Origin of the sequence: Embleya sp. NBC_00888 (assembly GCF_045207655.1) — a bacterium.
Classification (GTDB): domain Bacteria; phylum Actinomycetota; class Actinomycetes; order Streptomycetales; family Streptomycetaceae; genus Embleya.
Map to the genome: position 1 here is coordinate 5,712,467 of NZ_CP108784.1, position 14,731 is coordinate 5,727,197.

Consider the following 14,731-nt stretch of genomic DNA (forward strand, 5'->3'; position numbering starts at 1 on the left):
GCGTCGGACAGCGCGACATCGGTACATCGGAGCATCGGTACATCGGTACATCGGTTCGGATTCGGGGAGGACGTCGTGAACCAGGTCGAGCAGGCCCTCAGCCAGGTGGCACCCGGGCGTTACGACGCCTACGAGCGGTTGCTCCAAGCGCTCACCGGCGCCCACGTGTGGATGTTGTTGTGGCAGGGGCAACCGGGCAGCCCGGACGCGCAGTACGGGAACATGGACGTGGCCGGGTGGCGCTACGCCCCGGCGTTCACGTCCGAGGAACAACTGCGTCTCAGTGGCTGGGACCGCTCGTTCGAGGTCTGTCCGGTCACCGAGATCGCGTCCTCGCTGTACACCGACCGCTGGGGCCTGTGGCTGAATCCGCACGCCCAGGGCGGTGGCGTCGGCGTGCCCTATCTCGACCTGCGACGCATCGTCGGCGGCCTGGACCGGTTGATGGCCGGACCGCTGGAGGTCGGCGAACCCACTTTGTGGGACCCGGCGTTCTACGCGCTGCTGGGCGGCCAACTGTTCCAGACCCAGGTGGTGCGAGCCGCCCACCGGGCCTGGGTGCGGCCCGCGGTGGGACCCGAACGCCTCGTGATCGGCCTGCGCCTGACGGACAATCAGCCCGCCACGATGCAGCGGATGCGGGACGCGATGGCCCGCGCCTCGGCCGCGGCGCCGGCCGGACTCACCTTGTCCTCGGTCGCGTTGGACGACCCGTTCGATCCGGTCGCCGAGTGGATGCGCGACCACACGCGCCCCTTCATCGGCATCGACATGCTCGACGAGGCCGCCCGCGACACGCGGTGATCGACGATCGGCACACAGTGGCGATCGCGGGCAACAGGCACTGATGCCCCCAAAAAACTGACGTCACGTCATCAACCGCTGCCTTGTTGTGATTTCGTGACCGATCTACGCGGATCAACCAGTGAATCGTGTCGACGTAATCACGGTTCAGTAAAGGTATTCCGCGACCCCTGTTGGTGACCCGCGTCACGGAGGAGTCTCACCCGGACGACAGATCCCGAAGATCATCGGGATCGCAATGCCGGGTATGGCGACGGGATCGGCGATCCCGAGCCGCCGTCGCATCCGTGAGCGGGGAGGGTCGATCCATGACGGCACCGATCGAGACCACCGGTGTGGCCCGAGAGGCGCACCCCGAAGCGATCGCCGAATCCTCCGGCGTACGCATCGAGGGTCGTTCCCTGGGTCAGATCGCGTGGGCCCGATTCCGTCGCGACAAGGTCGCGATGGCCGGTGGCGTGGTGATCGTCTTCATGGTACTCGTAGCGATCTTCGCGCCCTTGATCACCTCGGTCATCGGCGGGGATCCCACCGAGTACCACGACGACCTGCTCGACCCGGTGCTGAACATCCCCAACGGCAGCTTCGGCGGCGCCAGTTGGGACCACCCACTGGGACTGGAACCGGTCAACGGCCGGGACATCTTCTCGCGCATCGTCTACGGCGCCCGGATCTCGATGCTGGTGGCCTTCCTGGCCACGCTCCTGTCCGTGGTGATCGGCGTCGTACTGGGCACCGCCGCGGGCTACTTCGGCGGCTGGGTCGACGCGCTGATCAGCCGCGCCATGGACGTCTTCCTGGCCTTCCCACTGCTCCTGTTCGCGATCGCGATCGGCAGCAGCCTCCAGGGCGAGGCGTTCGGCCTCAAGGGCGACACGCTCCGGGTCACCGTCCTGATCTTCGTGATCGGGTTCTTCAGCTGGCCCTACATCGCCCGCATCGTGCGCGGCCAGACGTTGTCGCTGCGCGAACGCGAGTTCGTCGAGGCGGCGCGCAGCCTCGGGGCCACCGACCGGCACATCATCTTCAAGGAACTGATGCCGAACCTGGTCGGCCCGATCCTGGTGTACGCCACGCTGCTCATTCCCACGAACATCCTGTTCGAGGCCGCCCTTTCTTTCCTCGGGGTCGGCGTACAGGAACCCACCGCCTCGTGGGGCGGCATGCTCGCGCGCGCCGTCCCGCGGTACGAGGACGCCCCGATGTTCATGGTCGTCCCCGGAGTCACGATCTTCATCACCGTGCTCGCGTTCAACCTGCTCGGCGACGGGCTTCGAGACGCCCTGGACCCACGCAGCCGCTGAATATCCGGCAAGTCCCCACGAGGAGGCACGACCAGCGATGAAACACCCGGTAACTCGCAGGCGCAGGGCCCAGGCGCTGATCGGCATCGTTGCGGTCACCGCGTTGGCCGCAACCGCGTGTGGCGGTGGTGGCGGCGGCTCGAAGAAGAAGTACTCGCCGAGCAACAAGGCCATCACCGAGGTCGTCAACCAGTCGACCAAGAAGGGCGGCACGCTCAAGCTGGTCAGCTCGGACAAGTTCGACTCGCTCGACCCGGGCGACATGTACTACGCCTCGGCCTGGAACTTCTCCCGGCTGATGGCCCGTCCGTTGCTGACCTTCAAGCCCGCCCCGGGCAACGCGAGCTACGAGTTCGCGCCGGACCTGGCCACCGAGGTGGGCAAGACCGACGACGGCGGCAAGACCTGGACGTACCACCTGCGCAAGGGCGTCAAGTACGAGGACGGCACCGAGGTCAAGGCCGCGGACGTCAAGTACGCGGTGGAGCGGACCTTCGACAAGGAGATCCTGCCCAACGGCCCGGCGTACTTCACCCAGTACCTGGACCCGGACGGCACCTACAAGGGCCCGTACAAGGACTCCGCGGACAAGCAGGGCCTGAGCGCGATCGAGACGCCGGACGACTACACCATCATCTTCAAGATGAAGGAGCCGTTCGCGGACTTCAACTACCTCGCCGCGCTCCCGCAGACCGCGCCGGTACCGCGCGCCAAGGACACCGGCAAGGAGTACGTCAAGCACCCCCTCGCCTCCGGCGCGTACATGGTCGACGGCCAGTACGAGCCCGGCAAGGCGGTCAACCTGGTCCGCAACCCGAACTGGGACCCGAGCACCGACCCGCTGCGCAAGGCGCTGCCGGACCGGATCGAGCTCCTGGAGAAGCAGGACGCGAACGACGTCGACAACCGCCTGTTCGCCAACACGGCGCAACTGGACGTGGTCGGCACCGGTGTCCAGGCCGCCGCGCAGAACAAGATCCTCACCGACCAGAAGCTGGCCGGGAACTCGGATGACGCGGTCTCCGGCGCGCTCGCCTACCTGGCGATCAGCTCGAAGACCCCGCCGTTCGACAACGTGCACTGCCGGCGCGCCGTGCAGTACGCGGTGAACAAGTCGCAGATGCAGCGCGCGGTCGGCGGCGAGGTCGGCGCGGACATCGCGACCAACCTGATGCCGCCGACGCTGGCCGGCTCCAAGGTCGCCGACATGTACCCCAACGGCGCCAAGCACACCGGTGACGTGGCCAAGGCCAAGGACGAGCTCAAGCAGTGCGGCAAGCCGGACGGCTTCAGCACCGTGCTCACCGCGCGCAGCAACCGGCCCAAGGAGGTCGCGGGCGCCACGTCGGTGCAGAACGCGCTCGCCAAGGTCGGCATCAAGATCGAGATCCGCCAGTACCCCTCGGGTGACTACTTCACCCAGTTCGCCGGTGTGCCCAAGTGGGTGGCGGACAACAAGGTCGGCATCATGTTCATGCAGTGGGGTCCAGACTTCCCCACCCAGTTCGGCTTCTTCCAGCAGATCGTGGACGGCCGGGCGATCAAGCCCGCCGGTGGCACGAACCTGTCCGAGCTGAACGACCCGGCGGTCAACGGTCTGATCGACCAGGCCACGCGGACGATCGACCCGAACGCGAGCGCGGCCATCTGGCAGCAACTGGACCAGAAGGTCATGGAGGCGGCGGTGATGGTCCCGTTCGCCTGGACCAAGTCGCTGCTCTACCGCCCGCCGAACGTGACCAACCTGGTCGTCACCCCCGCGTACTCCGGGATGTACGACTACCTCAACATCGGTATCCAGTAAGCCTGCGACGAGGTCAGTAGCCCGAAGGAGAGGTGAAGGCCCGTCAGTTCCGGTGCGGGGAGTGGTGATCCCGCTCCCCGCGCCGGACCGGGTCGCCGGCTCATGATTTTCTATCTGCTCAGGCGGCTGGCGGGAGCGGTGGTGCTCCTGTTGATCGTCACCATGGCGGTCTTCGCCATCTTCTTCCTGATACCGCGTCTGGGAGGCGCCACAAGCGACCAACTCGCCGCGCGGTATGTCGGCAAGTCGCCCAGCCCGGAAGCGATTTCGCAGGTCAAGCACAGCCTCGGGCTGGATAAGTCGGTGCCCGAACAATACGGCAGGTTCGTCAAGGGCATGATCGCCGGCAAGGACTACGACACCGGTGTCCGCAAGGTGCACTGCGCGCCGCCGTGCCTGGGCTTCTCCTTCCGCAACAACCTTGAGGTGTGGCCACGCCTACAGGACCGGATCCCGGTCACCCTGTCGCTGGCCGCCGGCGCCGCGGTGATCTGGTTGGTCGTCGGCGTGTCCATCGGCGTGGTCTCGGCGCTCAAACGCGGAACCCTGTGGGACCGCTTCTCGATGGGCTTCGCGCTCGCGGGCGTGTCGCTGCCACCGTTCTTCACCGGCCTGGTGGCGCTGGCGTTGTTCAGTTATCAATGGCCCATCTTCAAGGGCGTGCACTACGTGCCGTTCTTCGACAATCCGGGAAGCTGGGCCTGGAACCTGGTCCTGCCCTGGCTGACCCTGGCGTTCCTGTACGCGGCCCTGTACGCCCGGCTCACCCGGGCCGGCATGCTCGAGACGATGAGCGAGGACTACATCCGCACCGCGAGAGCCAAGGGCCTGCGGGAGCGGGACGTCATCGTCAAACACGGGCTGCGCGCGGCGCTCACGCCGATCCTGACCATCTTCGGCATGGACGTCGGCCTGCTGCTCGGTGGTGCGATCCTGACCGAACAGGTCTATTCGCTGGACGGCATCGGCAAGTTCGCCGTCGAGGCGATCACGCAACAGGATCTGCCCGAAGTGCTCGGCGTGACCATGATCGCCGCCATCTTCGTGATCCTGGCCAATCTCGTCGTGGACCTGCTCTACGCGGTCGTCGATCCCCGGGTGAGGACCTGATGCCCCGTCTGCTACCGCGCCGCAAGCGGGACTCCGCGGCCGAAACAGCCAAGCTCGCCCCGGCCGGACCACCGCCGGCCCCCGAAAACTTCCTCGAAGTGCGCGGCCTGACCGTGCACTTCCCCACCGACGACGGCCTGGTACGCAGCGTCGACGGCGTCGACTTCGCGCTCCAGCGCGGGCGCACGCTGGGCATCGTCGGCGAATCCGGCTCCGGCAAGAGCGTCACGTCGCTGGCGATCATGGGCCTGCACGGCAACACCAGCGCCCGGATCGGCGGCGAGATCTGGCTGGACGGCCAGGAGTTGGTGCGCTCCACCGCCGAGCAGGTGCGCCTGATGCGCGGTCGCCGGATGGCGATGATCTTCCAGGACCCGATGTCCTCGATGCACCCGTACTACACGGTGGGCCACCAGATCATCGAGGCCTACCAGGTGCACAACGAGGTGACCGGCAAGCAGGCCCGCGCCCACGCGGTGGAACTGCTCGGCCGGGTGGGCATCCCGCGTCCGGACCGGCGGGTGGACGACTATCCGCACCAGTTCTCCGGCGGCATGCGCCAGCGCGCGATGATCGCGATGGCGCTGAGCTGCGACCCGGAGCTGCTGATCGCGGACGAGCCGACCACCGCGCTGGACGTCACCGTGCAGGCCCAGATTCTGGACCTGATCCGGGACCTGCAGCGGGAGTTCGACTCCGCCGTGGTGATGATCACGCACGACCTGGGCGTGGTCGCCGAACTCGCCGACGACGTGTTGGTGATGTACGCGGGTCGGGCGGTCGAGCACGGGCCCTCGCGGACCCTGTTCGAGCAGCCCCGACACCCTTATACCTGGGGCCTGTTGGGCTCGCTGACCCGGCTCGACCGGGAGCGTCAGGCACGGCTGATGCCGATCAAGGGCAGCCCGCCGAGCCTGATCTCGCTGCCCTCGGGCTGTGCGTTCCGCACCCGCTGCCCGTACGCGGACCACAACGACGGGCGGGAGAAGACCGAGGTCCCGCAGCTCGTGGAGATCGAGCCGGGCCACCGCACCGCGTGTCACCTGGACCTCGGGGAGCGCGAGCGGATCTGGACCGAGGACATCAGGCCGCGCCTGTGAGCGGGACGGCGAACGCGAAACCGGATGGGCACGTGGCCGGCCACATGGGTGGGACAGGGAACGGGAACGCTGAAGTGACCGAGGGCGCCCGAGCGGGAGACGACGTGGAAGCTGCGCAGGCCGCCGAGGCGGGAGGCGCGTCCCCGGACGCGCGGGAGCGGGATGTGTTGGTGCGCGTGCGCGGGCTGCGCAAGCACTTCCCGATCCGATCCGGGATGACCCGACGCCGGGCCGGCACGGTCAAGGCGGTGGACGGGCTCGACTTCGACATCCGCGAGGGCGAGACCCTCGGCCTGGTCGGCGAGTCGGGCTGCGGGAAGTCGACCACCGGGCGGATGGTGATGCGGCTGCTCGAACCCTCCGAGGGCACCATCGAGTTCGGCGGACGCGACCTCACCAATCTTTCGCGTGGGCAACTGCGGCCGCTGCGGCGCGACTTCCAGATGATCTTCCAGGATCCGCAGTCCTCGCTGAACCCCCGGCACACCGTCGGCACCATCGTGGGACTGCCGTTCCGGTTGCAGAAGGTCACCCCCGAGGGTGGGATCAAGAAGGCCGTGCAGGAGTTGTTGGAGCTGGTCGGGCTCAGCCCCGAGCACTACAACCGCTATCCGCACGAGTTCTCCGGCGGCCAGCGGCAACGGATCGGCATCGCCCGCGCGCTGGCGCTGCGGCCCAAGCTGGTGGTCGCCGACGAACCGGTCTCCGCGCTGGACGTGTCGATCCAGGCGCAGGTGGTCAACCTGCTGGACGACCTGCAGAACGAGTTCGGCCTGACCTATCTGATCATCGCGCACGACCTGTCGGTGGTGCGGCACACCAGCGACCGGGTCGCGGTGATGTACCTCGGCAAGATCGTCGAGATCGCCGACCGCGAGGACCTGTACAGCTCGCCCAAGCACCCGTACACGGTCGCGCTGATGTCGGCCGTACCGGTCCCGGACCCGGCCCGGCGGGAGACCCGCGAGCGCATTCTGCTCAAGGGTGACGTGCCCAGCCCGATGGACCCGCCGCCGGCCTGCCGGTTCCACACCCGGTGCTGGAAGGTGCAGGACATCTGCAAGACCCGGGAGCCACCATTGGCCGAGGTGGCCGGGCGGCACCAGGTGGCCTGCCACTTCCCGGAGAACATGCCGACGGGGGAGGGCGCGGGCGAGGCGGTGGAGTTGGTGAAGCCGGCGGCGACCGAGCCCGTCGTGTCGGTTCCGGCGGCGCGTGAGCCGGTGGAGGTCGCCGCTTCGGAGGCGGCTGCTTCGGAGGCGGAGGACGCGGGGTCCGGGGCGGCGGAGGTCGCTGCTTCGGAGGCGGGGTCGGAGGAGGGTTCCGACGGGGCTTCCGAGGCGGCTCCCGGCGCGGCTCCGAAGCCGGCTCCCAAGGCGGCGGAGAAGCCCGATGGGAAGGACACACCGCCCACACCGGCCCCATGAGTATCGGCTCGTCTCGGGCGGTGTAGAACATCCGGTATGTCGCCTGAGGTGCCGCCCGAGATCTTCCACCACACGCTCCAACAGGTCCTGGACCTGATCGGCATCTTCGTGTTCGCGGCGGCCGGCGCGCTGATGGCCGTCCGGAAGAACTTCGATGTCATCGGGATCGTCCTGCTCGCCGAGGTCACCGCCCTCGGCGGCGGGGTGATCCGGGACGTGATCATCGGCGCGGTGCCCCCGGCGGCGTTCACGGACCTGGGCGCCTTCTCCACTCCGCTGCTCGCCGCCGGGCTGGTCTTCTTCCTGCATCCGCAGGTCGAGCGGATCATGTCCGCGATCGACGTGCTGGACGCGGCCGGGCTCGGACTGTTCTGCGTCACCGGCACCGCGAAGGCGTACGCGTACGGGCTGAATCCGATCCCGGCGGCGGCGCTCGGGGTGACCACTGCCGTCGGTGGCGGCGCGATGCGCGACGTACTGGCCCGAGAAGTGCCCACGCTGCTGCGCTGGGACAAGGAGATCTACACCTTCCCGGCGCTGCTGGGCGCGGGGATCACCGCCGCGCTGATCGAGTTCGATCTGTTCGGGCCGGTCACCGCCACGGCGGCGGTGGCCTTCGCGTTCCTGCTCCGGGTACTCGCGCTCCGGCGCGGCTGGCGGGCGCCGCGCGCGTGGCACCGGAACTCGGGCACCAGCGGCGAGGAGAGCTGAGCCCACGGCGGTCGGCGCGGCGGGGTCCGCCCGGGTGTGTCCGCTCGGTTGAGCCGGCCGGTTGTGCTCGCCGGGGTGCGTACGCCGGGCTGCGTAGCTGTGCTCGCAGGGCTGCGTAACGCCGGGCTGTGCTCGCAGGGTCGCGTACACCCGGTCGTTTCCCCGTCTCCGAGACCGGGACGGCTTCGCCGGCCGGTCCCGGAGGCTCGGCCGGCAGGCGGAAGGCCACCACGCATAAGAGTGGACCGTGCCCAACCGGCCCCGGCACGCGTTGCACCAGGATGTGTGGGAGATCCAGCAGCCGTTGACCTACGACCACCGGCCGAGACAACCAGACCCGAAGGAGGGGAGCCGGCGTCGGCGACTCGTCGCGTACCTCCGCGCCGCACGGCCGACCTGGCGCCTGTGGCTCGGCCGATTCCTGCCAGGAGGGCCGCGCTACGGACGGGTGTACGGCCGCCCGCGCCGGCGCCCACGCGTACCCGACTAAGCTGCACAGTGCGATGGCCTACTTCGATCACGCGGCGACCACCCCGATGCGCCTTTCGGCAATCCGGGCGATGACCGTACAGCTTGCCCACCTCGGGAATCCGTCCTCGTTGCACGCGTCCGGGCGGCGCGCGCGCCGCACGGTGGAGGAATCCCGCGAGTCGCTGGCCCATGCGCTGGGAGCGCGCCCGAGCGAGATCGTCTTCACGGCGGGCGGCACCGAGGCCGACAACCTCGCGATCAAGGGGATCTACTGGTCCCGGATCGCGGCGGACCCGGCGCGGCGGCGGATACTGGTCAGCCCGGTGGAGCACCATGCCGTGCTCGACCCGGTGCTGTGGCTGGAGTCGGCCGGCGGCGCGGTGGTCGAGTGGCTGGACGTGGACGCCGACGGGCGGGTACAGCCGGAGACGCTGCGGGCGGCGATAGAGCGCGATCCGGCGTCGGTGGCCCTGGTGTCGGTGATGTGGGCCAACAACGAGGTCGGCACGGTCGAGCCGATCGCCGAGCTGGTCGAGATCGCGCACGAGTTCGGCATCCCGTTCCACTCCGACGCGGTCCAGGCGGTCGGCCAGATCCCGGTCGACTTCGCGAAGACCGGGCTGGACGCGATGACGGTCACCGGACACAAGTTCGGCGGCCCGGGCAACTGCGGCGCGCTCGTGCTCGGGCGCGGCATCACGCCGGTACCGGTACTGCACGGCGGCGGCCAGGAGCGCGATGTGCGCTCGGGCACGCTGGACACCGCTTCGATCGCCGCGCTCGCGGTGGCGGCCGAGGAGTCGGTGCGCGAACAGGCCCAGTACGCACGGCGGGTGGGTGCGCTGCGGGACGAACTGGTGCGCCGGATCGTCGCGGCGGTGCCGGACGCGCAGCTCAACGGCGATCGGCGACTGGACCCGGCGCATCGGCTGCCCGGCAACGCGCACTTCTCCTTCCCGGGCTGCGAGGGCGACTCGTTGTTGCTGCTGCTCGACGCGCGCGGGATCGAGTGCTCGACCGGTTCGGCCTGTTCGGCGGGCGTCGCGCAGCCGAGCCACGTGCTGCTCGCGATGGGCGCGGACAGCGCCCGGGCGCGCGGATCGCTGCGCTTCAGCCTGGGGCACACCACCACCGAGGCCGAGGTCGCGGAGCTGGCCGAGGCGATCCTGCCGGTGGTCACCCGAGCCCGCTCGGCGGGGTCGGTGACGTCGCGGCGCTAGGGCCGCGAGGGGGTTGGGGTTCGGGTCGGGTTCGGGGTGTCTTCGGGTTGGGTTCGGGTTGGGTTCGGGTTGGGTTCGAGTTGGCTTTGGGCTCGGGCTCGGGCTCGGGTCGGGTTCGGCTCGGGTTCGGGTTGGCTTCGGCTTCGGGCTCGGGTCGGCTTCGGCTCGGGTTCGGCTTCGGGTAATCCCCTCGGGGGTCGGCGGGGTGACCACGTACTCTTGAGGCGCTATGTCTGATCACACGCTTCCCCCTGCCAACGGCCGCCGCCTTCGGGTGCTCGCCGCCATGTCCGGCGGGGTCGACTCCGCCGTTGCCGCCGCGCGAGCGGTCGAGGCCGGACACGACGTGGTCGGTGTCCACCTCGCGCTCTCGGCGAAACCCGCGACGCTGCGCGAGGGCGCCCGAGGCTGTTGCACGATCGAGGACTCGCGGGACGCGCGGCGGGCCGCGGACGTGATCGGCATCCCGTTCTATGTGTGGGACATGGCCGAGCGCTTCCGCGAGGACGTCATGGACGACTTCGTCGCCGAGTACAAGGCCGGCCGTACGCCCAACCCGTGCCTGCGCTGCAACGAGAAGATCAAGTTCGCGGCGCTGCTGGACAAGGCGCTCGGACTCGGCTTCGACGCGGTCTGCACCGGGCACTACGCGCAGATCGTCGAGCACCCGGACGGCTCGCGCGAGCTGCACCGCTCGGTCGACATGGGCAAGGACCAGTCGTACGTGCTGGGTGTGCTGGACACCGAGCAGCTCGCCCACGCGATGTTCCCGCTCGGCGGCGACACGAAGGGCGACGTACGTCTGGAGGCCGAGCGGCGGGACCTCGCGGTCGCGCAGAAGCCGGACAGCCACGACATCTGCTTCATCGCCGACGGCGACACGCAGGGCTTCCTGGCCAAGCACCTGGGCACCGAGCGCGGCGACATCGTGGACGCGAGCGGCACCAAGCTCGGCGAGCACGACGGCGCGTACGGATACACCATCGGCCAGCGCAAGGGCCTGCGGATCGGGCACCCGGCGGCGGACGGCAAGCCGCGGTACGTGCTGGACATCTCACCGGTGAACAACACCGTCACGGTCGGCCCGATCGAGGCGCTGGACGTGGACCGCCTGGTGGGCATCCGCCCGAGGTGGTGCGGTCCGGCCCCGGTCGGCGAGGTGGCCTGCACGGCCCAGGTCCGAGCACACGGCGAGGAGACGCCGGCGATCGCGGAAGCGGTCGGCGACGAGATCCGCGTGCGGTTGGCCGAGCCGATCCGAGGCATCGCCCCGGGGCAGGCGGTGGTGCTGTACGACGGCACGCGGGTGATCGGGTCGGCGACGATCGACGGGACGGCGTAGAGGCTGGGTCGCGGGGGTGGCGGGGTGGGGGCTGGGTCGCGGGGGGTGCGGGGCGGGGTGGCCAGAGTCGTGTCCCGCGGCGGTGCTGCTTGTTGGGCGACTTCGTCGCCGGCTCGCGAGGGACCACTTTTTTCTCTCCCCCGCTTCGCTCCTCCGAGAAAAAAGCGGCCCCTCGCTCGTGACTTCGTGTCCCTCCGCTTCGCTCCGGGCCACGAAGTCAAATTCTGCGGCTCCGCCGCTCTCCGCGCTTCGCGCGTCGATCACGAGGTCTCGCCGGGGTCGTGGGCGCTGACGCGCCGGGGCGCGACCGGGTTCGGCGACCCGGGAAGGCCCGACTCGTTCCCGCAGCCAGTCCACCAAGCTGCGGGCGGCCACACCGGGGGCCGCGGGGCCGGAGCAGGCTCCCTCGGTGCCTGTGAACCCCCAACCTCCGCACCGGAGGCAACGGGTGGAGCGGGTGGGCACACATCCAAGCCGACCCAATCGCGACCGCCACGCCACGCGTCGAAGTCGGCCCCCGGGCCGGGGGTCGTACCCGGAGGCCGACAGGTGCCCGCACAACGCTGCCCGCACCGCCTTCGACGCCGTGCGGGCGGTCGATGTGGCACCGACGATGCCGGCCGCACCACCGCGGCGGGACCGCCGAAAGTTGGCGACGGTCCATCCGAAAGTTGACGACCCCGTCGGGCACGTTGAGGAGATCGACGCGTCGCGTCGGTTCGCTCTTCCTGGGCGAGTTCCGCCGTCCCTAGAGTGGCACTTCGCCGTCTGGCCTTGGGGGGCTCGTGTCGGATCGTGGTCCTACCTCTGTTCCGCCCGCCATGCGCAGAGTCGCGCTGGACTTCGAACTCGGACCGCGCCGTGGGCTGGTGTGGACCGAGCCCAAGAGCTTCCCGTGGATCGTGGTCGTGCTGCCGGCGCTGGTCGGGCTGGTGGTGCTCTGGCTGGGGATCTCGTTCGCCGTGGAGGATCAGCGAACCGAAGGCGCCTGGTACTACTCGCTGCCGCTGCTCATTCTGGGGGCCGCCATATTCGGTGCGGCCGGGTACTTCCTCTTCCTCGCACTCATGAGACGGCAGGCACAGGTCTGGGTGGGCCACTACGAGCACGGCATCGTCCGGGAGGTTGCCGGGCGGGTGCCGGAGCCATACACCTGGGACGAGATCGACGGCATCCGGCGGCGCAGCGCGAAAGTGACGACCGGGATCACCAGCGCCACCATCCACGAACTCTGGGTGTCTCCGCGTGAGGGCGACGAGATCGAAGTGAACGACGTGTACAAGGGGGCCGCCCGGTTCGCCGACGAGCTGGACAAGGCATTCACGCGGGTACGGCTGCCGCAGGACAGGGACCGGCTCAAGGCGGGCGAACGGGTCGACTTCTTCGGGGCCCATCTCGATCCCGCCGGCGTCGGGTGTCTCGATCAGCGGCTCGACTGGCGCGAGGTCGACCGGGTCACGGTGAAACAGGGTTGGCTGGAGATCCATCGGCGCGGCGACAGGAAGCCGTGGGCCAGGCTCCCTGCGGAGGCGGTCCTGAATCTGTCGGTCTTCGTGGCCCTGGCGACGAGGATGCGCCAGGAGGCGTCCGGGAATCGGTCGCGGTCAGGCGATCCGGTCTGATCCGGCGAAGGTCGGCGCTCCGGCGGCGGTTCCGGAGAAATGAAGGCAACGAACCGAAAAGGGAACGGCCTAGGCGAGATTCGCCCAGGTGCCGCCGACCATGACCGCCGTGACGGCGGTGAGCGCGTCGATGCGGTCGAGGGGGTCGCCGTCGCACAGCAGGAGGTCGGCATCGTGGCCGGCGCGGAGCCGGCCCTTGCGTCCGCCGAGGCCGACCGCGTCGGCGGCGACGGAGGTGGCCGAGGCGAGCGCGTCGGCCGTCGAGACGCCCCCGATGACCAGATCGGCGATCGCCTGCGGCAGGCTCCCGTGCGGCTTGGCGGCGGTGATCCCCGAGTCGGCTCCGGAGACGATGCGGACCCCGGCCCGGTGGGCGCGGGCCATGTGGGCGAGTCGGACCTCGCGGGTCGCTCCGATGCGCTCCAGCAACTCCCGCACCGACGGCGGCGCAAGCGCGTCCGGGTCGGTACCGAGCGTGGGACACACGGCGATTCGCCGCGCCGCGAGTCGGTGCAGCAGGTCGTCGGAGATCTCCACGCCCCGATCGGTCAGGCATGTGCAGTGCTCGATGCCGTCGGCGTGCGCGGCGAGGGCCTGTTCGACGGCGGGCAGGTTGTGTGCGTGTACGGTCACCGGCAGCCCGGCGGCGTGCGCCTCGTCCACGATCAGACGCAGTTCCGGCAAGGTGAATTGACAGTGCATTACGTCGGTACCCGGGGTCATCGTGCCGCCACTGCCCATGACCTTGACCACGTCCACACCGCGCTCGGCCCGCTCCCGAACGGCCGCGCGCAGTTGATCGGCCCCGACCACCTCGCTGCCGAAGCGCCAACAGTGCCCCTTGGCACTGGTGATCGGCGGACCGGCGGCCAGGATGGTCGGCGTGGGCAGACCGTCCGCCGCCCGATCGCGCCGGTGCAGCACCGACCAGTCGCGGTCGCCCAGATCGCGCACCACGGTCACCCCGACGGCCAGTTCGCGCCGTAGCGAGTCGGTGATCACGGCGTCGAGTTCGTCGGGGGAGTAGTTCGGCAGCCGGTCGAGCGCGCCGTCCCGACTGTCCCCGCCGAGGTGGCTGTGCAGGTCGAACAGGCCGGGGAGCACGGTCGCCGTTGGGTGTTCGATCAGGCGCCAGCCGTCCGGGATCGGGGATGCGCCGGACTCCAGCCCGATGATGCGACCGTCCTCCACGAAGACGGACACCGGTCCGGGAAGCGCTCGTTCGCCGTCGAAGGCGCGTGCGGCTCGGATCACCAACATGTCGTTCCCGTCCCTTCGGGTCGGTCCCTGGGACATCACCCTAGTCGCGAAATACCCGGAAAGCCCGGACTATCGACGGCGAATGGGGGCCGGGCCCGACGTCTGCGGCCCGACCCCCTGCCGCGCACCGGGCGCCCGTCGGCGGCCGGCCTGCGCGGTGGCCGCCGCACCGGTCCCATGGCCGGTCGGCGGGTCGTGCGCCCTGCGGCGACGGGTCGTTCACCGCATCGGGCAGTCCGGCGAGCACGTACACGGCGGATTCGTGCTCGGCCACGGGTCACGCGAGGAACGCTTGTGGAGTTGGGGCGGTACGACGACCCGCGTGCCGTCCGGCCCCACCCAGTACACGGCGATCACGATGCCGCTGCCGGGCGGTTCCGGGTATGGATCGCCGTCCGTGGAGGCGAGTTGTGATGCGGCGGACGCCCGGCGGGGGTGGCTCATGTCGATGCGCCTTTCGTTGGCATGCGGACTCATTGCTGCTGTTTGTACGCCAAGCGTGACGGTGGGCATTTACGATCGGCAGGGGCCGGGGATTGACTTCGTTCGCTTTCAA

At 69.6% G+C, this 14,731-nt stretch carries 12 protein-coding genes; 10 read left to right on the plus strand and 2 right to left on the minus strand.

All coding sequences use genetic code 11. The features are described 5' to 3' along the window. Positions 1–75 precede the first annotated feature (75 nt). The 10 genes from OG948_RS24500 (at position 76) to OG948_RS24545 (ending at position 12,915) form a co-directional block, all read left to right on the plus strand. On the plus strand, positions 76–804 hold the full coding sequence (locus OG948_RS24500) for an enhanced serine sensitivity protein SseB C-terminal domain-containing protein (protein ID WP_406298531.1): 729 nt from the start codon (positions 76–78) through the stop codon (positions 802–804). Positions 805–1,112: 308 nt separating this feature from the next. Then, positions 1,113–2,108 carry an ABC transporter permease gene (locus OG948_RS24505; protein WP_395873425.1) on the plus strand — a complete coding sequence of 332 codons (996 nt, stop codon included), beginning with the start codon at positions 1,113–1,115 and terminating at the stop codon, positions 2,106–2,108. A 37-nt stretch (positions 2,109–2,145) separates the two neighbouring features. Beyond that, positions 2,146–3,912: an ABC transporter substrate-binding protein gene (locus OG948_RS24510; protein WP_406298532.1), complete on the plus strand. Its 1,767-nt coding sequence runs from the start codon at positions 2,146–2,148 to the stop codon at positions 3,910–3,912. Positions 3,913–4,014: 102 nt separating this feature from the next. Then, positions 4,015–5,022, plus strand: a complete 1,008-nt coding sequence (locus OG948_RS24515) for an ABC transporter permease (protein WP_395873423.1) — start codon at positions 4,015–4,017, stop codon at positions 5,020–5,022. Then, positions 5,022–6,122 carry an ABC transporter ATP-binding protein gene (locus tag OG948_RS24520; RefSeq protein WP_406298533.1) on the plus strand — a complete coding sequence of 367 codons (1,101 nt, stop codon included), beginning with the start codon at positions 5,022–5,024 and terminating at the stop codon, positions 6,120–6,122. The genes OG948_RS24515 and OG948_RS24520 overlap by 1 nt, the downstream gene beginning before the upstream one ends. A gap of 44 nt (positions 6,123–6,166) precedes the next feature. Beyond that, the gene (locus OG948_RS24525; RefSeq protein WP_406298534.1) at positions 6,167–7,549 is read left to right on the plus strand and encodes an ABC transporter ATP-binding protein; all 1,383 of its coding nucleotides are present in this window, start codon (positions 6,167–6,169) and stop codon (positions 7,547–7,549) included. A gap of 36 nt (positions 7,550–7,585) precedes the next feature. Beyond that, positions 7,586–8,260, plus strand: a complete 675-nt coding sequence (locus OG948_RS24530) for a trimeric intracellular cation channel family protein (protein WP_406298535.1) — start codon at positions 7,586–7,588, stop codon at positions 8,258–8,260. Positions 8,261–8,763: 503 nt separating this feature from the next. After that, positions 8,764–9,951 carry a cysteine desulfurase family protein gene (locus tag OG948_RS24535; RefSeq protein ID WP_406298536.1) on the plus strand — a complete coding sequence of 396 codons (1,188 nt, stop codon included), beginning with the start codon at positions 8,764–8,766 and terminating at the stop codon, positions 9,949–9,951. A 229-nt stretch (positions 9,952–10,180) separates the two neighbouring features. Further along, the gene (gene mnmA, locus OG948_RS24540; protein WP_406298537.1) at positions 10,181–11,293 is read left to right on the plus strand and encodes a tRNA 2-thiouridine(34) synthase MnmA; all 1,113 of its coding nucleotides are present in this window, start codon (positions 10,181–10,183) and stop codon (positions 11,291–11,293) included. 821 nt (positions 11,294–12,114) lie between these two features. Continuing rightward, the gene (locus OG948_RS24545; RefSeq protein WP_406298538.1) at positions 12,115–12,915 is read left to right on the plus strand and encodes a DUF6585 family protein; all 801 of its coding nucleotides are present in this window, start codon (positions 12,115–12,117) and stop codon (positions 12,913–12,915) included. Positions 12,916–12,984: 69 nt separating this feature from the next. On the opposite strand, the gene OG948_RS24550 is transcribed toward OG948_RS24545, so the two are convergent. Both OG948_RS24550 and OG948_RS24555 read right to left on the minus strand, forming a co-directional pair. Continuing rightward, positions 12,985–14,175, minus strand: a complete 1,191-nt coding sequence (locus OG948_RS24550; protein ID WP_406298539.1) for an amidohydrolase family protein — start codon at positions 14,173–14,175, stop codon at positions 12,985–12,987. A 219-nt stretch (positions 14,176–14,394) separates the two neighbouring features. Further along, a complete protein-coding gene (locus OG948_RS24555; RefSeq protein WP_406298540.1) occupies positions 14,395–14,619 on the minus strand; it encodes a hypothetical protein in 225 nt (74 codons plus the stop codon). Positions 14,620–14,731: the final 112 nt, after the last annotated feature.

Coding starts and splice junctions, on each gene's coding strand:
- OG948_RS24520 (WP_406298533.1), top strand. CDS start 5,022: ATGCCCCGTCTGCTACCGCGCCGCAAGCGGGACTCCGCGGCCGAAACA.
- OG948_RS24535 (WP_406298536.1), top strand. CDS start 8,764: ATGGCCTACTTCGATCACGCGGCGACCACCCCGATGCGCCTTTCGGCA.
- OG948_RS24525 (WP_406298534.1), top strand. CDS start 6,167: ATGGGTGGGACAGGGAACGGGAACGCTGAAGTGACCGAGGGCGCCCGA.
- OG948_RS24530 (WP_406298535.1), top strand. CDS start 7,586: ATGTCGCCTGAGGTGCCGCCCGAGATCTTCCACCACACGCTCCAACAG.
- OG948_RS24555 (WP_406298540.1), bottom strand. CDS start 14,619: ATGAGCCACCCCCGCCGGGCGTCCGCCGCATCACAACTCGCCTCCACG.
- OG948_RS24550 (WP_406298539.1), bottom strand. CDS start 14,175: ATGTTGGTGATCCGAGCCGCACGCGCCTTCGACGGCGAACGAGCGCTT.
- OG948_RS24545 (WP_406298538.1), top strand. CDS start 12,115: ATGCGCAGAGTCGCGCTGGACTTCGAACTCGGACCGCGCCGTGGGCTG.
- mnmA (WP_406298537.1), top strand. CDS start 10,181: ATGTCTGATCACACGCTTCCCCCTGCCAACGGCCGCCGCCTTCGGGTG.
- OG948_RS24515 (WP_395873423.1), top strand. CDS start 4,015: ATGATTTTCTATCTGCTCAGGCGGCTGGCGGGAGCGGTGGTGCTCCTG.
- OG948_RS24505 (WP_395873425.1), top strand. CDS start 1,113: ATGACGGCACCGATCGAGACCACCGGTGTGGCCCGAGAGGCGCACCCC.
- OG948_RS24510 (WP_406298532.1), top strand. CDS start 2,146: ATGAAACACCCGGTAACTCGCAGGCGCAGGGCCCAGGCGCTGATCGGC.